The sequence below is a fragment of the Bradyrhizobium ferriligni genome, from assembly GCF_056837965.1.
The window spans coordinates 15,200-39,797 of sequence record NZ_JBXEJO010000032.1; the positions used below are offsets into that span (position 1 = coordinate 15,200).

Consider the following 24,598-nt stretch of genomic DNA (forward strand, 5'->3'; position numbering starts at 1 on the left):
CTCAAAATTTCCCTGAATTCCCTCGGCCAGGCCGAAGTAATCAGGCCGTTTTCTTGTGTTCGCCCCGGACCACGGTCCAGCGCTTCAGCTTCGAGATCGGCTTCGATTCCTCGATCCAGACCATGTCGCCCGGCTTGAACTGGTTGTTCTCGTCGTGCGCGTGGTAGTTCTTGGAACGGCGGATCGTCTTCTTGTAGATCGGGTGGGTGAAGCGGCGATCGACGCGCACCACGATGGTCTTGGCTTGCTTGTCGCTGACGACCACGCCCTGCAGAGTACGTTTCGGCATAGCTGGCCCCTTACTTCTTCTTCGCGCGCTGCTGGGCAGCGATGGTCTTGATACGAGCGATATCGCGGCGGGCTTCCCGCATCCGCGAGGTGTTCTCCAGCTGCCCGGTGGCCCGCTGGAAACGCAGGTTGAAGCGTTCCTTCTTCAGATTCAGGATCGCGTCTTCCCGCTGGTCGTCGCTCATCGCGCGAATGTCTTCAACTTTCATCTCGGCCATGGCGATTACTCCGCAATGCGCGCAACGAAGCGCGTCTTGATCGGCAGCTTGGCGGCGGCGAGCGAAAGCGCTTCCTTCGCGGTCTGCACCGGCACGCCGTCGATCTCGAACATCACGCGGCCCGGCTTGATCCGGACCACCCACAATTCCGGGGCACCCTTGCCGGAGCCCATGCGGACTTCGGCGGGCTTCTTCGACACCGGCACGTCCGGGAACACGCGGATCCAGACGCGGCCGGCGCGCTTCATGTGACGGGTCAGTGCGCGGCGGGCGGCTTCGATCTGACGGGCGGTGACGCGCTCAGGCTCCATCGCCTTCAGGCCGAACTGGCCGAACGCCAACGTCGCGCCAGAGGTCGCAACGCCGTGGATACGGCCCTTATGCGCCTTCCGGAACTTCGTTTTCTTAGGTTGCATCATGGCTTTAAGCCCTCAAATTCCTGCTTTGCCTCAAGCGGCGTCGCGGCGCGAACGCGGCGTGCTGTCGCCTTCGGCCATCTTCTTGTCCTGGGCCATCGGATCGTGCTCGAGGATCTCGCCCTTGAAGATCCAGACCTTGACGCCGCAGGTGCCAAAGGTCGTGAACGCGGTGGCAACGCCGTAGTCGACGTCGGCGCGCAGCGTGTGCAACGGCACGCGACCTTCGCGGTACCACTCCATGCGCGCGATTTCGGCGCCGCCGAGACGGCCCGAGCAGTTGATGCGGATGCCACCGGCACCGAGACGCATCGCCGACTGCACGGCGCGCTTCATGGCGCGGCGGAACGCGACGCGGCGCTCGAGCTGCTGGGCGATCGATTCAGCGACCAGGGTCGCGTCGAGCTCCGGCTTGCGGATTTCGACGATGTTGATCACGACGTCCGACGAGGTGATGTCGGCAACCTTCTTGCGCAGCTTGTCGATGTCGGCGCCCTTCTTGCCGATCACGACGCCCGGACGGGCCGAGTGGATCGTCACGCGGCACTTCTTGTGCGGACGCTCGATCACGATGCGGGCCACGGCCGCCTGCTTGAGCTCCTTGTGCAGGATCTCACGGATCTTGACGTCCTCGTGCAGCAGCTTGCCGTATTCCTGCTTGCCGGCGAACCAACGGGAGTCCCAGGTCCGGTTGATGCCGAGACGCAGTCCGATTGGATTGATCTTTTGACCCATCGTCTTCTCCTGCGCCCTTCTTAGGCGCTTGCCTCGGCCTCGACCTGACGAACCACGATGGTCAGGTGCGAGAACGGTTTGAACACACGGCCCGAACGGCCACGGCCGCGCGGAGCAAAACGCTTCATCACGATGCCGTTGCCGACATGCGCCTCGGCGACGACCAGATCGTCAACCTCGAGGTCATGGTTGTTCTCGGCGTTCGCGATCGCCGATTCCAGGCACTTCTTGACGTCGACCGCGATCCGCTTGCGCGAGAACTGCAGGTCGGCGAGCGCAGCGGACGCCTTGCGGCCGCGGATCAGCTGCGCCACCAGGTTGAGCTTCTGCGGGCTGACGCGCAGCATGCGGGCGACGGCCTTGGCCTCATTGTCCGCGAGGCTACGTTCGCGCTTTGGTTTGCTCATCGGTTAATCCTCAAGCCTTCTTGGCTTTCTTGTCGCCCGAATGGCCGTGGAAGGTCCGGGTCGGCGAGAACTCGCCGAACTTGTGACCCACCATTTCCTCGTTGATTGCCACCGGCACGTGCTTGTGGCCGTTATAGACGCCGAACGTCAGGCCGACGAACTGCGGCAGGATGGTCGAGCGGCGGCTCCAGATCTTGATGACGTCGTGACGGCCGGACGAGCGCGCGGCATCTGCCTTCTTGAGCAGAGAACCTTCGACGAACGGGCCTTTCCAGACTGAACGAACCATGTCCGGCGTTCCTTACTTCTTCCGCTTGTGGCGGCTGAGGAGAATGAATTTGTTGGTCGACTTGTTGGTGCGGGTCTTCTTGCCCTTGGTCGGCTTGCCCCACGGAGTGACCGGGTGACGACCGCCCGAGGTACGACCTTCACCACCGCCGTGCGGGTGATCGATCGGGTTCATGACGACGCCGCGGTTGTGCGGACGCCAGCCGAGCCAGCGGGTACGACCGGCCTTGCCGATCGAGATGTTCATGTGATCCGGGTTAGAGACCGCGCCGATCGTGCCGCGGCAACGGCCGTGCACCAGACGCTGTTCGCCCGAGTTCAGGCGGATGATCACGTAGTCCTGGTCGCGGCCGACGATCTGGGCGTAGGTGCCGGCGGAGCGCGCCAGCTGACCGCCCTTGCCGATCTTCAGCTCGATGTTGTGCACGATCGTGCCGACCGGCATGTTGCCGAGCGGCATGACGTTGCCCGGCTTGACGTCGACATAGTTGCCGGCGACGACGGTGTCGCCCGCCGCCAGACGCTGCGGCGCCAGGATGTAGGCCAGCTCACCGTCCTGATACTTGATCAGCGCGATGAACGCGGTGCGGTTCGGATCGTACTCGAGCCGCTCCACGACCGCCGGCACGTCCACCTTGTCGCGGCGGAAGTCGACGGTGCGGTAGGCCTTCTTGTGGCCGCCGCCGCGGAAACGCACGGTGATGCGACCGGTGTTGTTGCGACCGCCATTGCCGAGCTTGCCCTCGGTCAGGGTCTTCACCGGCTTGCCCTTGTAGAGCGCCGAACGATCGACCATGACCAGCTGGCGCTGGCCCGGCGTCGTGGGATTAAAGGTTTTCAATGCCATCGTCGTTGCGCCTTATAGTCCGGTAGTCACGTCGATGCGGTGGCCCTCTTCCAGGGTCACGATCGCGCGCTTGGTGTCCGACTGCGAGCCGAGATTGCCGCGGAACACCTTGGTCTTGCCCTTGCGAACGAGAGTGTTGACGCTCTTCACCTTGACGTCGAACAGCTTCTCGACCGCTTCCTTGATCTGCGGCTTGGTCGCCTTGCCGGCGACCTTGAACATCACCTTGTTGTGCTCGGAGGCGAGCGTCGCCTTTTCCGTCACGACGGGAGAGATGATGACGTCGTAGTGGCGCGGATCGATGTTCTTCATTTGAAGCGCGCCTCCAGCGCATCAACCGCAGCCTTGGTCAGCACCAGCTTCTGGCGGCGGAGAATGTCGTAGACGTTGATGCCCTGGATCGGCAGCACGTCGATGTTCGGAATGTTGCGGGCCGCGGTCGCGAAACCGGCGTTGAGCTCGGCGCCGTCGATGATCAGCGCGTTGGTGAGCCCGAGGCCGGAGAAGTGACCGAGCAGCGCCTTGGTCTTGGCGGCCTCGAGCTGCGCATTGTCGATCACGATCAGCCCGCCGTCCTTGGCCTTGGCCGACAGCGCATGCTTCAGCGCGAGCGCGCGCACCTTCTTCGGCAGGTCGGTCGCGTGCGAGCGAACCACCGGACCGAACGCACGGCCACCGCCGCGGAACTGCGGCACGCGGGCCGACCCGTGACGGGCGCCGCCGGTGCCCTTCTGCTTGTACATCTTCTTGCCGGTGCGCCAGATCTCGGCGCGGCCCTTGGCTTTGTGGGTACCGGCCTGACGCTTGTTCAGCTGCCACTGCACGCAGCGCTGGATGATATCCTTGCGCGGCTCGAGACCGAAGATCTCGTCCGACAGCTGGACCGAACCAGCTTCCTTGCCTTCAAGGGTGGTGACTTTCAGTTCCATCTCACACACCCTCCTTCTCGGCCACAGCCTCGGCAGCTTCGCCGCCGGCAACCTTGAACTTGCCGGGCTTCGGGGCTTCCTTCGGCAGCGGCTTCTTGACGGCGTCGCGCACCGAGATCCAGCCGCCCTTGGAGCCGGGAACGGCGCCTTCGACGAGGATCAGGCCGCGCTCGACGTCGGTCGAAACCACGCGCAGATTGAGCGTGGTGATACGGTCGACGCCCATGTGGCCGGGCATCTTCTTGTTCTTGAAGGTCTTGCCGGGGTCCTGGCGGCCACCGGTCGAACCGATCGAACGGTGCGAGACCGACACACCGTGGGTGGCGCGCAGACCGCCGAAATTCCAGCGCTTCATGCCGCCGGCAAAGCCCTTACCGATCGAGGTGCCGGTCACGTCGACAAACTGGCCGACCACGAAATGGTCCGCCTGGATTTCCGCGCCGACCGGGATCAGCGCGTCCTCGGACACACGGAACTCGGCGACCTTGCGCTTCGGTTCGACCTTGGCGACCGCGAACTGACCGCGTTCGGCCTTGGGCATGTACACGGTCTTGCGGGCGCCCGAGCCGAGCTGAAGAGCGACATAGCCGTTCTTCTCGGTCGTGCGGTGGCCAAGCACCTGGCAGTTGCCCAACTTCAGCACGGTCACAGGGATATGCTCACCGGTCTCCGTAAAGACCCGCGTCATCCCGACCTTTTGTGCGATCACTCCGGAGCGCATCGGCGTGCTTCCTGTCTTTCTGTCCGCAAGCGGCGGACGTAAAAATCCAAAACCTTAGAGCTTGATCTCGACGTCGACACCGGCGGCCAGGTCGAGCTTCATCAGCGCATCGACGGTCTGCGGGGTCGGGTCGACAATGTCGAGGAGGCGCTTGTGGGTGCGCATCTCAAATTGCTCGCGGCTCTTCTTGTCAACGTGCGGCGAACGGTTGACGGTGAACTTCTCGATGCGGGTCGGCAGCGGAATCGGTCCGCGAACCTGCGCACCGGTGCGCTTCGCCGTGTTCACGATCTCACGGGTCGACGTATCGAGGATTCGATGGTCGAACGCCTTGAGACGGATGCGAATATTTTGGCCGTTCATTGCCGTATTCTTTCTTTAGTGAGTGGCGAGTAGCGAATAGCGAATGGAGTGACCCACTCGCTACTCGCCATTCCCTATTCGCGTAGTTACTCGATGATCGCGGCGACGACGCCGGCGCCGACGGTGCGGCCGCCTTCGCGGATCGCGAAGCGCAGCTTCTCTTCCATCGCGATCGGCACGATCAGGTGCACTTCCATCGCGATGTTGTCGCCCGGCATCACCATCTCGGTGCCTTCCGGCAGGTGCACGACACCGGTCACGTCGGTGGTGCGGAAGTAGAACTGCGGACGGTAGTTGGTGAAGAACGGGGTGTGGCGACCGCCCTCTTCCTTGGTGAGGATGTAAGCCTCAGCCTTGAACTTGGTGTGCGGCTTGACCGAACCGGGCTTGCACAGCACCTGGCCACGCTCGACTTCCTCGCGCTTGGTGCCGCGGAGCAGCGCACCGATGTTGTCGCCGGCCTGGCCCTGATCGAGCAGCTTGCGGAACATTTCGACGCCGGTGACGATGGTCTTCTGGGTGTCGCGGATACCGACGATCTCGATTTCCTCGCCGACCTTGATCACGCCGCGCTCGACACGGCCGGTGACGACGGTGCCGCGGCCCGAGATCGAGAACACGTCTTCAACCGGCATCAGGAACGGCTGGTCGATCGGACGCTCCGGCTGCGGGATGTACTCGTCGACATTGCGCATCAGCTCGAGGATGGCGTCGTGGCCGAGCTTCTTGTCCTTGTCTTCGAGGGCGGCGAGAGCCGAGCCCTTGATGATCGGGATCTTGTCGCCCGGGAATTCGTACTTCGAGAGCAGCTCGCGGACTTCGAGCTCGACGAGCTCGAGCAGCTCCGGATCGTCGACCATGTCGCACTTGTTGAGGAACACGACGAGCGCGGGCACGCCGACCTGCCGGGCGAGCAGGATGTGCTCGCGGGTCTGCGGCATCGGACCGTCAGCAGCCGACACGACCAGGATCGCGCCGTCCATCTGGGCAGCACCGGTGATCATGTTCTTCACGTAGTCGGCGTGGCCGGGGCAGTCGACGTGAGCATAGTGGCGGTTCTGCGTCTCGTACTCGACGTGAGCGGTCGAGATCGTGATGCCGCGCGCCTTCTCTTCCGGCGCCTTGTCGATCTGGTCGTAGGCGGTGAACGTCGCGCCGCCGGTTTCTGCGAGCACCTTGGTGATCGCTGCGGTCAGCGAGGTCTTGCCATGGTCGACGTGACCGATGGTGCCGATGTTGCAGTGGGGCTTGTTACGTTCGAATTTAGCTTTGGCCATTTGACTCTCCGTTCAATCGTTGACTGCCATCAACGACAATCAGGCAAACTTCTTCTGGACTTCAGCCGACACGTTCGCCGGAGCTTCGGCGTAGTGATCGAACTGCATGGTGAAGGTCGCGCGCCCCTGGCTCATCGAGCGCAGGTTGTTCACGTAACCGAACATGTTCATGAGCGGTACCATCGCGTTGATGACGTTGGCGTTGCCGCGCATGTCTTGGCCCTGAATCTGGCCGCGCCGGGAATTCAGGTCGCCGATGACCGAGCCGGTGTAGTCTTCCGGGGTCACCACCTCGACCTTCATGATCGGCTCGAGCAGAACGGACTTGCCCTTCGTCAACGCTTCGCGGAACGCGGCCCGCGATGCGATTTCGAACGCCAGTGCCGACGAGTCGACGTCGTGATACTTGCCGTCGACCAGTTGCACCTTGACGTCCACGACCGGGAAGCCGGCAACGACACCAGAGCCCATGACGCTGTTGAGGCCCTTTTCGACGCCGGGGATGTATTCCTTCGGCACCGCACCGCCGACGATCTTCGATTCGAACTCATAGCCCTTGCCGGGCTCGTTCGGCTCGACGACAATCGACACTTCGGCGAACTGACCGGTACCGCCGGTCTGCTTCTTGTGCGTGTACTTGACTTCGGCCTTCTTGGTCACGCGCTCGCGGAACGCCACCTGCGGCGCGCCGATGTTGGCATCGACCTTGTAGGTGCGCTTGAGAATGTCGACCTTGATGTCGAGATGCAGTTCGCCCATGCCCTTGAGAATGGTCTGGCCGGACTCCTGGTCGGTCGACACGCGGAACGACGGATCTTCCGCGGCGAGCTTGGCAAGCGCGACGCCGAGCTTTTCCTGGTCGGCCTTCGACTTCGGCTCGATCGCGATCTCGATCACCGGCTCCGGGAATTCCATCTTCTCGAGGATCACCGGCTTGTCGGGATCGCACAGCGTGTCACCGGTGCGCGCTTCCTTCAGGCCAGCCAGCGCGACGATGTCGCCGGCATAGGCTTCCTTGATGTCTTCGCGGTTGTTCGCATGCATCAGCAGCATGCGGCCGATACGTTCCTTCTTCTCGCGGGTCGAGTTCACCACGCCGGTGCCCGACTGCAGGATGCCCGAGTAGATGCGGCAGAAGGTGATGGTGCCCACGAAGGGGTCGTCCATGATCTTGAACGCGAGCAGCGCCAGCGGCTCCTTGTCGTCCGCCTTGCGCACGACCTCGTTGCCGTCCTCGTCGGTGCCCTTGATCGCGGGCACGTCGATCGGCGACGGCAGATAGTCGACGACGGCGTCGAGCAGCGGCTGCACGCCCTTGTTCTTGAACGCGGAGCCGCACAGCACCGGATAGAACGCGCCGGTCAACACGGCCTTACGGATCAGGCGCTTCAGGGTCGCCTCGTCCGGCTCCTTGCCGTCGAGGAACGCAGCCAAAGCGTCGTCGTCGAGCTCGACGGCGGCTTCCACCATCTTCTCGCGATATTCCTTGGCCTGCTCGACCAAATCTTCCGGAATGTCGACATAGTCGAACTTGGCGCCGAGCGATTCATCGTTCCAGATGACGCCCTTCATCTTCACGAGGTCGACCAGACCCTTGAAGTTGTTCTCGGCACCGATCGGCAGCTGGATCGCGATCGGCTTGGCGCCGAGGCGGTCGACGATGTCGGACAGGCACTTGAAGAAGTCGGCGCCGGTCTTGTCCATCTTGTTGGCGAAGACGATGCGCGGAACCTTGTACTTGTCGCCCTGGCGCCAGACGGTCTCGGTCTGCGGCTCGACGCCCTGGTTGGAGTCGAGGACGCAAACGGCGCCGTCGAGCACGCGCAGCGAACGCTCGACCTCAATGGTGAAGTCGACGTGGCCGGGGGTGTCGATGATGTTCAGGCGCTTGCCGTTCCAGAACGCGGTGGTCGCGGCCGAGGTGATCGTGATGCCACGCTCCTGCTCCTGCTCCATCCAGTCCATCGTCGCGGCACCTTCGTGCACTTCGCCGATCTTGTGGCTCTTGCCGGTGTAATACAGGATGCGCTCGGTGGTCGTGGTCTTGCCGGCGTCGATATGCGCCATGATACCGAAGTTGCGGTAGTCCTCGATGGCATGTTGGCGGGGCATGAGACTGTTCCTTAAATTCCGTTGTTCGCCTTACCAGCGATAGTGCGAGAACGCGCGGTTGGCTTCCGCCATCCGGTGCACGTCTTCCCGCTTCTTGACGGCGTTGCCGCGATTGTTCGAGGCGTCGAGCAGCTCAGCCGAGAGACGCTCCGTCATGGTCTTCTCGTTGCGCTCGCGGGCGGCCGAGATCAGCCAGCGGATGCCGAGCGCCTGACGGCGCACCGAACGGACTTCGACCGGGACCTGGTAGGTCGCGCCGCCGACGCGGCGGGAACGAACCTCGATGGTCGGCATCACGTTCTCGAGCGCCTGCTCGAACACGCCGAGCGGGTTCTGCTTGGTCTTGGCCTCGATCATGCCGAGCGCACCGTAGACGATGTTTTCGGCAACCGACTTCTTCCCGGCGTACATCACCGAGTTCATGAACTTCGTAATGATGATGTTCCCGAACTTCGGATCCGGAAGAACTTCACGCTTCTCGGCAGAATGGCGACGCGACATCTGATCGGTTCCCGCTTACTTCGGACGCTTCGCGCCGTACTTCGAACGACGCTGCTTACGGTTCTTGACGCCCTGGGTATCCAGCACGCCGCGGAGGATGTGGTAGCGCACACCGGGCAAGTCCTTGACGCGGCCGCCGCGGATCATGACCACCGAGTGCTCCTGCAGGTTATGGCCTTCACCCGGGATGTAGCCGATCACCTCGAAGCCGTTGGTCAGGCGCACCTTGGCGACCTTACGAAGCGCCGAGTTCGGCTTCTTCGGGGTCGTGGTGTAGACGCGCGTGCACACGCCGCGCTTCTGCGGCGACTGCTGCAGCGCCGGCACCTTCTTACGCGACTTCTGCACTTCACGCGGATTTGCGATCAGCTGGTTGATCGTCGGCATGCAGCCTTCACCCTTTAGTTCGCGCGAAAACCTTGAATGGCTCCGCAAATTTCTTCTCGGGACTAGCCGTCCCGCACGGCCCGCTCGGCACGGAACAAACAACCGCGCAAAGCGAAATCGCGCCAACCACTCATCGCTGAGCGGAAAGCGCATCGACGCCACAGAGGACCGCGATCCCGAACCGGTCAGCGTTCGCTGTTCGGTCCGCCACCGAGGTCATGCATCCGAATTCACTCTCAAGAGGACGTGCTCAAGAGAACTAATATCGTCCTGGCATTGCCTAGCTATCATCGACAGCGTTTGAGCGGCATTCGTCGAGGTTGGTGCCCGTCCGGCTCCTCAAAAAGGACCTTCGGGTGTTCCGTTCCGACGCTGGCGTAGCTCACCGCCTGTCGTTAAGTGGGCGCCTTGTATAATCGAGAGATAGTGAAGTCAAGCAAAACGACAAGCAAAGAAACGCCTCTGGCACTTGCAGATTTCGCATTTCGCCGAGGTTCGGCGCAAGGCGAAATGTGACGGCCGACCGACCTCCCCGCACCTTCATCCGAATCTTGGGGGCGCACGCGGAATCATATTATACCCGGATACAATATAGATAGAAACAACTCTCCCCAAGTTGGTCTTGAAGGCAAACTTCGAAACTAAGCCTTTATTTGCCATTCGCAGCGCAAAAATCGGGGTCACGGCCACGGAAACTCTTATGCGGTATACCGACATCGCGATCATCGGCGGAGGTCTTGCGGGCTCGACCGCAGCCGCCATGCTCGGCCGTGCCGGGATACCGACGGTCCTGGTCGACCCCCACCAGGTCTATCCGTTCGATTTCCGTGTCGAAAAGATCGGCGGCGACCTCCAGCTCGAGCGATTCGCCAGGACCGGCCTTGCCGAGTCGGTGCTCCGCTCGGCGACGCTGGACGGCGAGAACTGGATCGCGCGATTCGGCCACCTGCTCGACCGGCAGCCGAGCCGGCAATACGGCATCATGTACGACGCGCTGATCGCCGCGATTCGGAACGAAATCGCGGGGCCGGCGGAGTTCATCTGCGACAAGGTGGTCAATGTCGCGACCAGCTCCGAGCGGCAGCGGCTCGTGCTTTCCAATGGCGAGGAGATCTCGGCGCGCCTCGTGGTGCTGGCCAACGGCCTGAACGTCGGGCTGCGCCGGATACTCGGCATCGAGCGGCTGGTCACGAGCTTCTGCCACTCGATCTCGCTCGGGTTCGATTTCGTCCCCGTAGGCCGCCCCGCCTTCCCGTTCGCGGCCATGACCTATTTCTCGGAGCGGCCCAGCGACCGCATCCCCTACATCACGCTGTTTCCGGTCGGAGACCGGATGCGCGCCAACCTCTTCACCTATCGCAAGGCCGACGATCCCTGGCTGCGGGCGATGCGGCGCAATCCGGTCGAGACGCTGAACGCCGCGCTGCCGCGGCTGCGCCGGCTCGCCGGCGAGTTCGATATCGCGGGCGATATCAAGATCAGGCCCGCCGATATCTATGTCAGCACCGGTTATCGGCAGGCAGGCGTCGTGCTGGTCGGTGATGCCTTCGCCAGCACCTGCCCCGTCACCGGCACCGGCACCGACAAGGTGTTCACCGACGTCGTCCAGCTCTGCAACGTCCACATCCCGGCCTGGCTGTCGACCGACGGCATGGGCGAGGACAAGATCGCCGCGTTCTACGACGATCCGGTCAAGACCGCCTGCGACGCCTGGTCGAACGCCAAGGCATTCAGCTTCCGCGAGGTGTCGGTCGGCAAGGGGCCCAGCTGGCAGGCCCAGCGCTGGGCACGCTTTTTCGGCTATCTCGGCCGCGGCTGGCTGCGCCGGCTGCACAACCCCGTGGCGGCGCCGACGAGGCGGCCGGCCAACCAATTCCGGCAACGTCCACAAGCCGCGGACCGGGCGTAAAGTAAAATCCAGCGCTCGGCCATCGCCCGCGTCGCGGCGCGGGCCTCACGCCTCCTCATCCTCGTCTTCGTCCTCATCTTCATCATCGTCATCATCCGAGTCGTCGGCGTCCTCGTCATGATTCAGATGCCCCTGGTCGTCCCACAGCTTGCGATAGACGCCATTGCGGGCGAGCAGTTCCTCGTGCGAGCCGCGTTCGATCGCCCTGCCGCCGGAGATCACGATGATCTCGTCCATCTCGACCACCGAAGTCAGGCGATGCGTCGACCAGATCATGGTGCGGCCCTCGGCGACCTTGAGCAGCGTGCGGTTGATCGCAGCCTCCGTGGTCTGGTCGAGCGCCGAAGTCGCCTCGTCGAGCAGCAGAACGGACGGGTTGCGGATGATCGCGCGCGCGATCGCGATGCGCTGGCGCTGGCCGCCCGACAGGGTATCGCCGCGCTCGCCGACCGGCGTGTCGTAGCGCTGCGGCAGGCTCATGATGTAGCGATGGATTTCGGCCTTCCGGGCGGCGTCCTCGACTTCCGCGTCGGTCGCGCCTTCCTTGCCGAGCCGGATGTTTTCGCGGATCGACATGTTGAACAGCATGTTCTCCTGGAACACGACCGCCATGCTCGCCCGCAGCGACTCGCGCGTCACCCGGCGAATATCGACGCCGTCGATGGCGACCCGGCCCTCGTCCGGTACGTAGAGCCGCAGGATCAGGTTGATCAGCGTGCTCTTGCCCGAGCCGCTGGGACCGACGATCGCGATGCTCTTGCCGGCATTGAGCTTGAGGCTGAGATTGTCGAGCACCGGCGTCTGCGCCCCCTCATACTGGAAGGTGACGCGGTCGAAGGAGATGTCGTTGGTGATGCGCGGCAGATCCGGCGCGCCGGGACGGTCGGCGCCGCGGGTCGGCTCGTCGAGCAGTTCCTGGATGTGCCGCACCGCCGCCGCCGACTGGATCGACACCGGGATGAAATGCATCAGATGGGCGATGTTGTACGATACCTCCCAGAACGCACTCTCGAAGGTCACGAAGGTGCCGACGGTGATCTGCCCCTTGGTGGCGAGATAGGCGCCGATCGCCAGCACCACGAGGTGGAGCAGCAGCACCGCGATGGTGACGGTGCGCTCCACCATGGTCGACAGGAACATGGCTGACGCGGCCTTGGCCCGGACGTCGCGGTTGCGCATCGTGAACCAGCCGAGCGCCCGGCGCTGCAGATTGAACGCCTTCACCACCGCCTGGGCGGCAACGTTCTCCTGCACCGTTCCGAGCAGCGCGGCTTCGTTCTGCTTCTGCTCGTAATTGGCCTGCACCGCCTTCGGCGTCAGGATGCGCGGTCCGATCAGGGTGATCGGAAACACCAGCAAGGCGACCACGGCAAGCTGCCAGTTCAGGAACAGCATCAGGATGATGCCCGCGACAAGCTCGAGGCCCGGCAGCGCCGCGCTGTTGGCAAAGGTCTTGACCGAACCCTCGAACGCCGACAGATCGATCGAGAAGCGCGACAGGATCTCGCCGCGCTTGGTGCGCGCGAAATAGGCCGACGGCAGGTTCTGGACATGGTCGAACAGCCGCGTCCGCACGTCGGCGATGATGCCGGCGGCAAGTCGCGCATCCCAGCGCTCGTACCAGACGGCGATGATCGAGGTGACGATGCCGGCCACCGCCAGCACGCCGAGAATCTTGTAGAGGGCTCCGAAATCCTCCTCGCCGAGCGCGTCGTCGATCAGGAATTTCAGGCTGAGCGGCATGATGACGTTGAACAACGTCTCGACCAGCACGCCGAAGGCGACGCAGGCGAACGGCTTCTTGTAGTTCGCCAGGATCGGCCTGACGAAGCCAAAGATCGTGGAGAGCGCGCCGGCGGCTTCCTTGGCGGTGAAGACGACGAGGTCCTCGTCATCATCGTCGTCATCGAGCTCGAACTCGTCGTCCGCGTCCTCATCCTCTTCGTCGTCAGCCGGCGCCGCGGCTGGCTTCGTGGAAACGGCCGCCGCGGGCGGACCGGACGCGGGCTTCTTCTTCAGCTCGGGATCGTCGGCCGCCGCTCTCGTCGGATCGTCTGATGCAGGAGGTCTTGATGAGGGAGGTCTTGGCGCCATGAAACCAACCGATGCTCCACGGCCGGCATGACCGCAAATCGAAACCGCAGCCGATAACACTGCGGCCGTAATCCTATGCGATCATGACGAATTCGGCAAAGCGTTTGGAACGGCCGACGCGCCGCCGCACGCTCGCGCGGATTCGCGGAGCGCAGCATTGCCGCCGTTTGACAGCTGGTTGACACAAGGCCGGTCGCCTGGCGGCAAAGGCTTCCGCTCGGCGCCGCTAGTCGTCGAGCTCGGCTTCGACCTTGTCGAAGAAGGAATAGCGCAGGCTGTCGGAGTCGGCGTACCACTGCCCCGGCCCCTTGTTGGCGGCCAGCGTCAATGTCCACAGCGCATCGGTGCAGTCGCGGCGGTGCATCGACAGGTCGAAGCCGTTGCCGAAGAACAATTCCGACCACTCCCACCAGGTGCCGAGCTTCTTCACCCCGCGCAGCAGGTCGTAGCGGTCGATCACCGCCGGCGCCATGTCGGAAGTCACCGACGCGAACACGACGCCGGTCTTGACCACGCGGTTGAGCTCGCGCACCCCGCGCACGACCTGCTTCTCGCCGAGATGGCACAGCGAGGTCTCGAACACGAAGTCGAACTCGTTGGCCTTGAACGGCATGTCGGCGATCGAGCCGAGCTTGTTGTACTTCTTGAGCGCCTTCGGCGTCTTGCCGTGGATGTAGCGGTTGTTCTCGATGCCCCAGGCATCGATGCCACGTTCGCGCAGCGCGCCGACCAGTTCGCCGCTGGCGGAGCCGGCGATCAGCAGCTTGTAGCCCTTCGCCCTGCCCCACACCGTCTTGATCAGGTCCGTCAGATAGGCCGGGTCGGTGAAGTTGCGCCAGACCTCGCCGTAGGGCCCGGCGCCGCGATAATTGTCGAAATAGCTGCGGTCGATCTTGTCGGACAGCGAGCTCTCGTCCCGCGCGCGGGTACGGCGCAGCCGCATCATCTCGGTGACGATGATGTCGGTCGCGGCATCGGAGGAATCGAGCAGTCCGTTCAGCGTCGAATCGAACAGATAGTCGCCGACCACCACGATGCCGGGGTGCTCCTTCGGCTCCGGGCGGTGGTTGGTCATGACGTCGCGCACCGGCAGGCCGCCCGGCAGCGCGTTGACCGACGACAGCCAGCGATGGATCCTGCCTTCCAGGAAATGCTCGCGCGCATCGCCGAGCGAGGGCGGCAGCGACTTCAAGGCGGCGTCGATCAGCTCCTGGTCGCTGAGATTGGCGAAGGCGAGCGCATCCGAGCCCGCGATCAGCCAGTTCAGCACGCCGTGCTTGCCGACATCGTGGCGCGCGCCCTCATTGTAGACGCAGCAGCCGCCGAACGCCTCCGACATGAACCAGGCGCCCGGGATCTTCTCGCCCCAGAACGGCTCGTCGAACAGGATCGAGACCCGCAGATAATGCGCGGGCCGGTCGAAATAGGCGACGTGCTTGACCATCGACTTGCGCAGCTGCTCGCCGTCCCAGCGCATGGTCGCGAGCCAGGAGTGCGGCAGGCAGACCAGCACGAGATCGAAGTCGCGCGTCTCCGGCCCCTTGCCGTTCATCATGTTGAGCTGGTAGCGGCCATCGGCGGTCTTGCCGACCTTGAGTACACGATGGTTGAGCTGGATGTCGGCGCTGACTTCCGAGCGCAGACAATCGATCAGCTGCTCGTTGCCGTTCTGGATCGAATACAGGCCGATATAGCCGTCGACGTCCATCACGTAGTTCTTCAGCGCGTTGAGGCCGTTGGTGTTGTGGCTCTCGGTCGCGATGTCGGAACGCGCCATCACCTTGAAGAAGCGCTTGGCGGTCGCGTCCTCGACCTCCTCGTCGAGGACCTGCTCGGCGGTCTTGTAGGCCCACGGGTGTTCGTTGTCGTGGGCGCCGACGCCCTCGTAATATTCGATCGGCGACACCAGGTCGCTGCAGCGCTTGCGGAACGCCTCGATCGCGGCCGCGGTCTTCGCCCCGTATCTGCGGCGCATGCCGGGAACGTCGGCGAGCAGCTCGCCGTCGAGTTGCACCTGCTCGGCATCCATCGGGATCGTCTGCAGGCCGAAATGCTGGATCAGCTCGCGCAGCGGGTCCGGCCCCGTCATCGAGTAATCATAGATCTCGGCGACGCCGGCCTCATACATCGCAGGCGCAGTGTCGAATTTGCGCGTGACGATCTTGCCGCCGAGGCGGTTCGACGCCTCGAAGATGGTAACGCGGCAGAGGTCGCCGAGTTTGCGCTTCAAATACCAGGCGCTCATCAGCCCCCCGGGGCCGCCGCCTACGATAGCCAAGTCGAGCATATGGATTCCGTCGTCTCCGGCGCGAGCCAAACAACCGGTCTAAGTCACCCTAGCAAAGGCACTTTTTTGCCTGAAGGAAAGATGAACAAACTGCGTCCCTGCACCGCAGCAAGCAAAGAAAGCAGCAAAAAGGCCGGCTAAACGCCGGCCTTCTCGCCATACCCGTAGTCTTGCGGATGCCTATTCCGCGGGCGGCAGCGCCAGCGGCTCCGCTTCCGGAGCCGTCGGCACGATCGCCGCCTGCTGCTTCTCGCGCTCGTCGAGGATCAGCTTGTCGCGCTTGACCGCGACTTCGCGGATCCGCGCCATCGAGGCGCCGGTGCCGGCCGGGATCAGGCGGCCGACAATGACGTTCTCCTTGAGGCCCTCGAGCGGGTCCACCTTGCCGTTGACGGCAGCTTCGGTGAGCACGCGCGTGGTCTCCTGGAACGAGGCCGCCGAGAAGAAGGAGCGGGTCTGCAAGCTCGCCTTGGTGATGCCGAGCAGAACCGGCGTACCCGTGGCGGGCTTCTTGCCCTCCTCCTTGGCCTTGGTGTTGAGCGCGTCGAACTCGATCTTGTCGACCTGCTCGCCCGAGATCATGTCGGTGTCGCCCTGATCGGTGACCTCGACCTTCTGCAGCATCTGACGGACAATCACCTCGATGTGCTTGTCGTTGATGAGCACGCCCTGCAACCGGTAGACCTCCTGGATTTCGTTGACCAGATAGGCAGCGAGTTCCTCGATGCCCTTGATCGCCAGGATGTCGTGCGGCGCCGGATTGCCTTCGACGATGAAATCGCCCTTTTCGACGATGTCGCCGTCCTGAAGGTGGATGTGCTTGCCCTTCGGGATCAGGTACTCGCGCGGCTCCTCGGTCTTGTCCATCGGCTCGATCGAGATGCGGCGCTTGTTCTTGTAGTCGCGGCCGAAGCGGATCGTTCCCGCGGTCTCCGCGATGATCGCCGCATCCTTCGGCTTGCGAGCCTCGAACAGTTCCGCCACCCGCGGCAGACCGCCGGTGATGTCACGCGTCTTGGCGCTCTCGGTCGAGATACGCGCCAGGATGTCGCCGGGCATCACCTTGCCGCCGATGTCGACCGACAGAATGGCGTCGACCGACAGCATGTAGCGGGCATCGCCGCCACGCGCGAGCTTCATCACCTTGCCGTCCTTGCCCTTGACCACGATGGCCGGGCGCAGGTCCGAGCCGCCGCGCGTCGTGCGCCAGTCGATGACCACGCGCTTGGCGATACCGGTCGATTCGTCGAGCGTTTCCGAGATCGACTGGCCTTCGACCAGATCCTCGAAACCGATCGTGCCCTCGACTTCGCTCAGCACCGGGCGGGTGTAGGGATCCCACTCGGCGATGCGCTGGCCGCGCTTGACCATGTCGCCTTCGTCAACGTGCATCTTCGAACCGTACTGGATACGGTGGGTTGCACGCTCGGTGCCATCGGCATCGACGATCGCAACGACCATGTTGCGCACCATCGCGACCAGGCTGCCTTCGCTGTTGCGGGCGATCGCCTTGTTCCTGATCACGATCTTGCCGTCGAAGTTCGATTCGACGAACGACTGCTCGTTGAGCTGCGCGGCGCCGCCGATGTGGAACGTGCGCATCGTCAGCTGCGTGCCGGGCTCACCGATCGACTGCGCCGCGATGACGCCGACGGCCTCACCGTGGTTGACCGGCGTGCCGCGAGCCAGATCTCGGCCGTAGCACTTGGCGCAGATGCCGTTGATCAGCTCGCAGGTCAGCGCCGAGCGGATCTTCACTTCCTGGATGCCGGCCTGCTGGATCGCGTCGACATGGCTCTCCTCCATCAAGGTGTCACGCTTGATGATGACCTCGTTGGTGGCGGGATCGCGCACGTCGTCGCAGGCCACGCGGCCCAGGATGCGCGAACCGAGCGAGGCGACCACGGTGCCGGCGTCGACGATGGCGCGCATCTTGATGCCGAGTGTGGTGCCGCAATCGGTCTGCGTGATGATGCAGTCCTGCGCGACGTCGACCAGACGGCGGGTCAGGTAGCCCGAGTTCGCGGTCTTCAACGCGGTGTCCGCGAGGCCCTTGCGGGCGCCGTGGGTCGAGTTGAAGTACTCGAGCACCGACAGACCTTCCTTGAAGTTGGAAATGATCGGCGTCTCGATGATCTCGCCCGACGGCTTGGCCATCAGGCCGCGCATGCCGGCGAGCTGGCGCATCTGCGCCGGCGAACCACGCGCACCGGAGTGCGCCATCATGTAGATCGAGTTGATGTCGGCATCCGCGCCCGCCGCCGTCTTCTTGGTGGACGAGATCTCCTTCATCATCGCCTTGGCGACTTCTTCACCGGCCTTCGACCAGGCGTCGACGACCTTGTTGTACTTCTCGCCATGGGTGATCAGGCCGTCATTGTACTGCTGCTCGAAATCCTTCGCCAGCGTACGGGTCTGATCGACGATCTTCCACTTCGACGCCGGCACGACCATGTCGTCCTTGCCGAACGAGATGCCCGCCTTGAAGGCGTTGTAGAAGCCGAGCGCCATGATGCGGTCGCAGAAGATCACCGTCTCCTTCTGACCGCAGTGCCGGTAGACCTGATCGATCACGCCGGAGATCTCGCGCTTGGTCATCAACTTGTTGATGATGTCGTACGAGATCTTCGGGTTCTTCGGCAGCAGGTTGCCGAGCATGACGCGGCCCGCGGTGGTTTCGATCCAGCGCTTGGACTGCTTGCCTTCCTCGTCGAGGCCTTCCCACCGGTACTTGATCTTGGTGTGGAGGTGGATGACCTTCGAATGCAGGGCGTGCTCGAGCTCGGCCATGTCGCCGAAGATCTTGCCCTCGCCGGGCAGGCCTTCGCGCATGATCGAGACGTAGTAGAGGCCGAGCACGATGTCCTGCGACGGCACGATGATCGGCTGGCCGTTCGCCGGATGCAGGATGTTGTTGGTCGACATCATCAGGACGCGCGCTTCCAGCTGCGCTTCGAGCGACAGCGGAACGTGCACGGCCATCTGGTCGCCGTCGAAGTCGGCGTTGAAGGCGGCGCAGACCAGCGGGTGCAGCTGGATCGCCTTGCCCTCGATCAGCACCGGCTCGAACGCCTGGATGCCGAGGCGATGCAGCGTCGGTGCGCGGTTGAGCAGCACCGGATGCTCGCGGATCACCTCGTCGAGGATATCCCAGACCTCCGGACGCTCCTTCTCGACCAGCTTCTTGGCCTGCTTCACCGTGGTGGACAGACCCTTGGCATCGAGCCGCGAGTAGATGAACGGCTTGAACAGCTCGAGCGCCATCTTCTTCGGCAGGCCGCACTGGTGCAGGCGCAGCTCGGGACCGACCACGATCACCGAACGGCCGGAATAGTCGACGCGCTTGCCGAGCAGGTTCTGGCGGAACCGGCCCTGCTTGCCCTTCAGCATGTCGGCGAGCGACTTCAAAGGCCGCTTGTTGGCGCCGGTGATGACGCGGCCGCGGCGGCCGTTGTCGAACAGCGCGTCGACGGCCTCCTGCAGCATGCGCTTTTCGTTGCGGATGATGATGTCGGGCGCACGCAGCTCCATCAGCCGCTTCAAGCGGTTGTTGCGGTTGATGACGCGGCGATACAGGTCGTTGAGGTCGGAGGTCGCGAACCGGCCGCCGTCAAGCGGCACAAGCGGACGCAGGTCCGGCGGAATCACCGGCACCACCGTCATGATCATCCATTCCGGCTTGTTGCCGGAAACGCGGAAGGCCTCGACGATCTTCAGGCGCTTGGCGAGCTTCTTGTGCTTGATGTCGGAGTCGGTCTCCGCCATGTCGGCACGCAGCGTCGCCTCGAGCTTTTCGAGCTCGAGCCCCTTGAGCAGCTCGCGGATCGCCTCGGCGCCGATCATGGCGGTGAAGGAATCCTGGCCGTACTCGTCCTGCGCCTTCAGATACTCGTCTTCGGACAGCAGCTGGCGGTCCTTCAGCGCGGTGAGACCCGGCTCGAGCACGACGTAGTATTCGAAGTAGAGGATCCGCTCGAGATCCTTCAGCGTCATGTCGAGCAACAGGCCGATGCGCGAGGGCAGCGACTTCAGGAACCAGATGTGGGCGACAGGCGCGGCCAGCTCGATATGGCCCATGCGCTCGCGCCGGACGCGCGACAGCGTCACCTCGACCGAGCACTTCTCGCAGATGATGCCCTTGTACTTCATCCGCTTGTACTTGCCGCACAGGCACTCGTAGTCCTTGATCGGCCCGAAGATGCGCGCGCAGAACAGGCCGTCACGCTCCGGCTTGAAGGTGCGGTAGTTGATGGTCTCCGGCTTCTTGATCTCGCCGTAGGACCAGGACAGAATCTTCTCCGGAGACGCGATCGAAATCCGGATCTGGTCGAAGACCTGGGCCGGGGTCGTCGGATTGAAAAGATTCATAATCTCTTGATTCATGGTCTTCTCCTCGCGTGCCGATCGTCACCGGCAGCAAATTCGAAACTTCTATTCAGCGCGCGCCCCGCCCAACGTCCGAGCGGAGTGCGGAGGCCCGGCGCATTTCGCGCCGGGCATGATCACAGCGTTACTCGGCCGCTTCCGACGTCGACGCCGGTCCCACCTTGGAATTGTGCAGGTCGACGTTGAGGCCGAGCGAGCGCATTTCCTTGACCAGCACGTTGAACGATTCCGGAATACCGGCCTCGAAGGTGTCGTCGCCGCGCACGATCGCCTCGTACACCTTGGTACGGCCGGCGACGTCGTCCGACTTCACGGTCAGCATCTCCTGCAGCGTGTAAGCGGCGCCGTAGGCTTCCAGCGCCCAGACCTCCATTTCGCCGAAGCGCTGGCCGCCGAACTGCGCCTTGCCGCCCAGCGGCTGCTGGGTGACGAGCGAGTACGGACCGATCGAACGCGCGTGGATCTTGTCGTCCACGAGATGATGGAGCTTGAGCATGTAGATGTAGCCCATCGTCACCTTGCGATCGAACTGGTCGCCGGTACGGCCGTCATAGACGGTCGACTGGCCGGAGGCGTCGAAGCCCGCGAGCTTCAGCATCTCCTCGATATCGGCTTCCTTGGCGCCGTCAAACACCGGCGTTGCGATCGGCACGCCGTGGCTCAGGTTACGACCGAGCTCGACCAGCTCGTTGTCGTTCAGCGACTTGATGGTCTCGTCTTCGCCGTAGATCTTCTTCAGGGTCTCGCGCAACGGCTTGAGATCCTGCTTGTGATAATAGGCGTCGATGGTCTGGCCGATGCGCTTGCCGAGGCCGGCGCAGGCCCAACCGAGATGCGTCTCAAGGATCTGACCGACGTTCATGCGCGAAGGCACGCCGAGCGGATTGAGCACGATGTCGGCGTGCGTTCCGTCCTCGAGGAACGGCATGTCCTCGATCGGCACGATCTTCGACACCACACCCTTGTTGCCGTGACGGCCGGCCATCTTGTCGCCGGGCTGGATCTTGCGCTTCACCGCGACGAAGACCTTGACCATCTTCATCACGCCGGGCGGCAGCTCGTCGCCACGCTGCAGCTTCTCGACCTTGTCGAGGAAGCGCTGCTCGAGGCCCTTCTTCGACTCGTCGTACTGCTTCCGCATGGCCTCGATCTCGGCCATCAGCTTGTCGTTCGGCGAGGCGAACAGCCACCACTGCGACTTCGGATACTCGTCGAGCACCGCGCGGGTGATCTTGGTATCCTTCTTGAAGCCCTTCGGGCCGGCGATGCCCTGGCGGTTCTCCAGTAGCTCGGCGAGGCGGCTGTAGACGTTGCGGTCCAGGATCGCCTGCTCGTCGTCGCGGTCTTTGGCCAGACGCTCGATCTCCTCGCGCTCGATCGCCAGCGCACGCTCGTCCTTGTCGACGCCGTGGCGGTTGAACACGCGGACTTCCACGATGGTGCCCTGCACGCCCGGAGGCACGCGCAGCGAGGTGTCGCGGACGTCGGAGGCCTTCTCGCCGAAGATGGCGCGCAGCAGCTTCTCTTCCGGCGTCATCGGGCTCTCGCCCTTCGGCGTGATCTTGCCGACCAGGATGTCGCCGGCGCGGACTTCCGCACCGATGTAGACGATACCGGCTTCGTCGAGATTCTTCAGCGCTTCTTCCGAGACGTTCGGAATGTCGCGGGTGATTTCCTCAGGACCGAGCTTGGTGTCGCGGGCCATCACCTCGAACTCCTCGATGTGAATCGAGGTGAAGACGTCGTCCTTCACGATCCGCTCGGAGAGCAGGATCGAGTCTTCGAAGTTGTAGCCGTTCCACGGCATGAACGCGACCAGCACGTTGCGGCCGAGCGCGAGCTCGCCGAGATCGGTCGACGGACCGTCGGCGATGATGTCGCCCTTCTTGACGATGTCGCCGACCTTCACCAGCGGACGCTGGTTGATGCAGGTCGACTGGTTCGAGCGCTGGTACTTCATCAGCCGGTAGATATCGACGCCCGACTTGGTCGGATCGAGATCCTCGGTGGCGCGGATCACGACGCGGGTGGCGTCGATCTGGTCGATCACGCCCGAGCGGCGCGCGGCAATCGCCGCGCCCGAGTCACGGGCGACCACGCCTTCCATGCCGGTGCCGACGAACGGCGCCTCGGCGCGAACCAGCGGCACCGCCTGGCGCTGCATGTTCGAGCCCATCAGCGCGCGGTTGGCGTCGTCGTTCTCGAGGAACGGGATCAGCGCCGCGGCGACCGAAACCAGCTGCTTCGGCGACACGTCCATGTAGTCGACCTTGTCCGGCGTCACCGGCAGCACTTCGCCGGCATGACGGCAGACCACGAGGTCGTCGGTGAAGCGGCCCTTGGCATCGAGCGGCACGTTGGCCTGCGCGACGCGGTAGCGGCCCTCTTCCATCGCCGACAGATAGATCACCTCGTCGGTGACCCGGCCGTCCTTGATCTTGCGATAGGGCGTCTCGACGAAGCCGTACTTGTTGACGCGCGCGAACGTCGCCAGCGAGTTGATCAGGCCGATGTTCGGACCTTCCGGCGTCTCGATCGGGCAGATGCGGCCGTAATGCGTCGGATGCACGTCGCGGACTTCGAAGCCGGCGCGCTCGCGGGTCAGACCGCCCGGGCCAAGCGCCGACAGACGCCGCTTGTGGGTGATCTCCGACAGCGGGTTGGTCTGGTCCATGAACTGCGACAGCTGCGAGGAGCCGAAGAACTCGCGCACCGCGGCGGCCGCGGGCTTGGCGTTGATCAGGTCCTGCGGCATCACGGTGTCGATATCGACGCTCGACATGCGCTCCTTGATCGCGCGCTCCATGCGGAGCAGGCCGATCCGGTACTGGTTCTCCATGAGTTCGCCGACCGAGCGCACCCGGCGATTGCCGAGATGGTCGATGTCGTCGATCTCGCCCTTGCCGTCGCGCAGGTCGACCAGCGTCTTGATGACCGCCAGAATGTCTTCCTTGCGCAGCGTGCGATGGGTATCGGGCGCATCGAGCTCGAGGCGCATGTTCATCTTGACGCGGCCGACCGCGGAGAGGTCGTAGCGCTCGGCGTCGAAGAACAGCGACTGGAACATCGCCTGCGCCGAATCCAGCGTCGGCGGCTCGCCCGGACGCATCACGCGGTAGATGTCGAACAGCGCGTCCTCGCGCGTCATGTTCTTGTCGGCCGACAGCGTGTTGCGGATGTAGGCGCCGACATTGACGTGGTCGATGTCGAGCAACGGCAGGTCTTTGTAGCCCTGCTCGTTCAGCACCTTGAGCGACTTCTCGGTGATCTCCTCGCCGGCTTCGGCGTAGATCTCACCGGTCTTCGGGTTGACGAGATCCTCGGCGAGATAGTTGCCGACGAGCTCCTCGTCCGACATGCGCAGCGCCTTCAGGCCCTTCTCCTGAAGCTGGCGCGCCTGGCGCACGGTCAGCTTCTTGCCAGCCTCGAGCACCACCTTGCCGGTGTCGGCGTCGATCAGGTCGTTGACGGTCGAATAGCCGCGGAAGCGGTTGGCATCGAACGGCACGCGCCATCCGTCCTTGGTCCGCTTGTAGGTGATCTTCTTGTAGAAGGTCGACAGGATCTGCTCGCCGTCGAGACCGAGCGCGTACATCAGCGAGGTCACGGGCAGCTTGCGGCGGCGGTCGATGCGCGCGAACACGATGTCCTTGGCGTCGAACTCGATGTCGAGCCAGGAACCGCGATACGGAATCACGCGCGCGGCAAACAGCAGCTTGCCGGACGAATGGGTCTTGCCCTTGTCGTGGTCGAAGAACACGCCCGGCGAACGGTGCATCTGCGAGACGATGACGCGCTCGGTGCCGTTGACGACGAAGGTGCCGTTCATCGTCATGAGCGGGATATCGCCCATGTAGACGTCCTGCTCCTTGATGTCCTTCACCGACTTGGCGCCGGTTTCCTCGTCGATATCGAACACGATGAGGCGCAGCGTCACCTTGAGCGGCGCAGCGAAGGTCATGCCGCGCTGGCGGCACTCGTCGACGTCATATTTCGGCTGCTCGAACTCGTAGCGGACGAATTCGAGCATCGAGGTGCCGGAGAAATCCGAGATCGGGAACACCGAACGAAACACCGCCTGCAGGCCCTCGTCGAGCCGACCGCCGGTCGGCTCGTCGACCATCAGGAACTGGTCGTAGGACGCCTTCTGAACCTCGATGAGGTTCGGCATCTCGGCGACTTCCTTGATGTGACCGAAAAACTTGCGTACGCGTTTGCGACCGGTGAATGTCTGCTGCGCCATCGTGGCCTCTCATTTTCGTCGCCTTTGTGGGGCGAACCTTCCGGGAGCGACTGCCATCGGCCCCGGGTTGAATTTCGAATCGTCTCGAAGGAACGAAGCGCAAAGTCAGGAATTAAATCCCCGTCCCGGCCCCGACCACCTCCAAAACGCAAAACAACGCGCGGGGCGCATCACTGCACCCGCTCGTCCA

The 24,598-nt window shown here is 63.5% G+C and carries 20 protein-coding genes; 1 reads left to right on the forward strand and 19 read right to left on the reverse strand.

The annotated features are described in order from the left end of the window. Window positions 1-40: 40 nt before the first annotated feature. From rpsQ to rpsL, 15 genes are all read right to left on the reverse strand, one after another. Window positions 41-289, reverse strand: coding sequence for a 30S ribosomal protein S17 (gene rpsQ, locus AC1VNY_RS20005; RefSeq protein WP_016843754.1), 249 nt, complete (start codon window positions 287-289; stop codon window positions 41-43). A gap of 10 nt (window positions 290-299) precedes the next feature. Next, window positions 300-506 carry a 50S ribosomal protein L29 gene (gene rpmC / locus AC1VNY_RS20010; RefSeq protein ID WP_016843753.1) on the reverse strand — a complete coding sequence of 69 codons (207 nt, stop codon included), beginning with the start codon at window positions 504-506 and terminating at the stop codon, window positions 300-302. 5 nt (window positions 507-511) lie between these two features. Next, complete coding sequence (rplP, locus tag AC1VNY_RS20015; protein ID WP_016843752.1) at window positions 512-925, reverse strand: 50S ribosomal protein L16; 414 nt, start codon at window positions 923-925, stop codon at window positions 512-514. Between the two features lie 30 nt (window positions 926-955). Further along, window positions 956-1,657, reverse strand: a complete 702-nt coding sequence (gene rpsC / locus AC1VNY_RS20020; RefSeq protein ID WP_016843751.1) for a 30S ribosomal protein S3 — start codon at window positions 1,655-1,657, stop codon at window positions 956-958. Between the two features lie 20 nt (window positions 1,658-1,677). Next, window positions 1,678-2,064, reverse strand: coding sequence for a 50S ribosomal protein L22 (rplV, locus tag AC1VNY_RS20025; RefSeq protein ID WP_016843750.1), 387 nt, complete (start codon window positions 2,062-2,064; stop codon window positions 1,678-1,680). A gap of 10 nt (window positions 2,065-2,074) precedes the next feature. Continuing rightward, window positions 2,075-2,353, reverse strand: a complete 279-nt coding sequence (gene rpsS, locus AC1VNY_RS20030) for a 30S ribosomal protein S19 (RefSeq protein WP_028335459.1) — start codon at window positions 2,351-2,353, stop codon at window positions 2,075-2,077. A 12-nt stretch (window positions 2,354-2,365) separates the two neighbouring features. Then, window positions 2,366-3,199 (reverse strand): 50S ribosomal protein L2, encoded by an 834-nt coding sequence (gene rplB / locus AC1VNY_RS20035; protein ID WP_018272138.1) that lies wholly within the window; start codon window positions 3,197-3,199, stop codon window positions 2,366-2,368. 12 nt (window positions 3,200-3,211) lie between these two features. Further along, the gene (locus AC1VNY_RS20040; protein WP_028339313.1) at window positions 3,212-3,511 is read right to left on the reverse strand and encodes a 50S ribosomal protein L23; all 300 of its coding nucleotides are present in this window, start codon (window positions 3,509-3,511) and stop codon (window positions 3,212-3,214) included. After that, window positions 3,508-4,128 carry a 50S ribosomal protein L4 gene (gene rplD, locus AC1VNY_RS20045; RefSeq protein ID WP_038383104.1) on the reverse strand — a complete coding sequence of 207 codons (621 nt, stop codon included), beginning with the start codon at window positions 4,126-4,128 and terminating at the stop codon, window positions 3,508-3,510. The genes AC1VNY_RS20040 and rplD overlap by 4 nt, the downstream gene beginning before the upstream one ends. A 1-nt stretch (window position 4,129) precedes the next feature. After that, window positions 4,130-4,849 (reverse strand): 50S ribosomal protein L3, encoded by a 720-nt coding sequence (gene rplC / locus AC1VNY_RS20050; protein WP_029081772.1) that lies wholly within the window; start codon window positions 4,847-4,849, stop codon window positions 4,130-4,132. A gap of 54 nt (window positions 4,850-4,903) precedes the next feature. Beyond that, complete coding sequence (gene rpsJ, locus AC1VNY_RS20055) at window positions 4,904-5,212, reverse strand: 30S ribosomal protein S10 (RefSeq protein WP_002712302.1); 309 nt, start codon at window positions 5,210-5,212, stop codon at window positions 4,904-4,906. 86 nt (window positions 5,213-5,298) lie between these two features. Beyond that, window positions 5,299-6,489: an elongation factor Tu gene (gene tuf / locus AC1VNY_RS20060; protein ID WP_028339316.1), complete on the reverse strand. Its 1,191-nt coding sequence runs from the start codon at window positions 6,487-6,489 to the stop codon at window positions 5,299-5,301. A gap of 39 nt (window positions 6,490-6,528) precedes the next feature. Continuing rightward, window positions 6,529-8,601, reverse strand: coding sequence for an elongation factor G (gene fusA / locus AC1VNY_RS20065; protein WP_016843742.1), 2,073 nt, complete (start codon window positions 8,599-8,601; stop codon window positions 6,529-6,531). 30 nt (window positions 8,602-8,631) lie between these two features. Then, window positions 8,632-9,102: a 30S ribosomal protein S7 gene (gene rpsG / locus AC1VNY_RS20070; RefSeq protein WP_016843741.1), complete on the reverse strand. Its 471-nt coding sequence runs from the start codon at window positions 9,100-9,102 to the stop codon at window positions 8,632-8,634. Window positions 9,103-9,117: 15 nt separating this feature from the next. After that, window positions 9,118-9,489, reverse strand: coding sequence for a 30S ribosomal protein S12 (rpsL, locus tag AC1VNY_RS20075; protein ID WP_006611834.1), 372 nt, complete (start codon window positions 9,487-9,489; stop codon window positions 9,118-9,120). A 700-nt stretch (window positions 9,490-10,189) separates the two neighbouring features. On the opposite strand from rpsL, the gene AC1VNY_RS20080 reads away from it, so the two are divergent. Next, window positions 10,190-11,398: an FAD-dependent oxidoreductase gene (locus AC1VNY_RS20080; protein ID WP_482406489.1), complete on the forward strand. Its 1,209-nt coding sequence runs from the start codon at window positions 10,190-10,192 to the stop codon at window positions 11,396-11,398. A gap of 45 nt (window positions 11,399-11,443) precedes the next feature. Here AC1VNY_RS20080 and AC1VNY_RS20085 read toward each other — a convergent pair whose 3' ends face one another. The 4 genes from AC1VNY_RS20085 to rpoB form a co-directional block, all read right to left on the reverse strand. After that, window positions 11,444-13,492, reverse strand: coding sequence for an ABC transporter ATP-binding protein (locus AC1VNY_RS20085; RefSeq protein WP_482406490.1), 2,049 nt, complete (start codon window positions 13,490-13,492; stop codon window positions 11,444-11,446). 226 nt (window positions 13,493-13,718) lie between these two features. Next, window positions 13,719-15,779 (reverse strand): FAD-dependent oxidoreductase, encoded by a 2,061-nt coding sequence (locus tag AC1VNY_RS20090; RefSeq protein WP_482406491.1) that lies wholly within the window; start codon window positions 15,777-15,779, stop codon window positions 13,719-13,721. A 180-nt stretch (window positions 15,780-15,959) separates the two neighbouring features. Next, window positions 15,960-20,162 carry a DNA-directed RNA polymerase subunit beta' gene (gene rpoC, locus AC1VNY_RS20095; protein WP_016847590.1) on the reverse strand — a complete coding sequence of 1,401 codons (4,203 nt, stop codon included), beginning with the start codon at window positions 20,160-20,162 and terminating at the stop codon, window positions 15,960-15,962. A 127-nt stretch (window positions 20,163-20,289) separates the two neighbouring features. Further along, complete coding sequence (gene rpoB / locus AC1VNY_RS20100; protein WP_038383109.1) at window positions 20,290-24,408, reverse strand: DNA-directed RNA polymerase subunit beta; 4,119 nt, start codon at window positions 24,406-24,408, stop codon at window positions 20,290-20,292. Window positions 24,409-24,598: the final 190 nt, after the last annotated feature.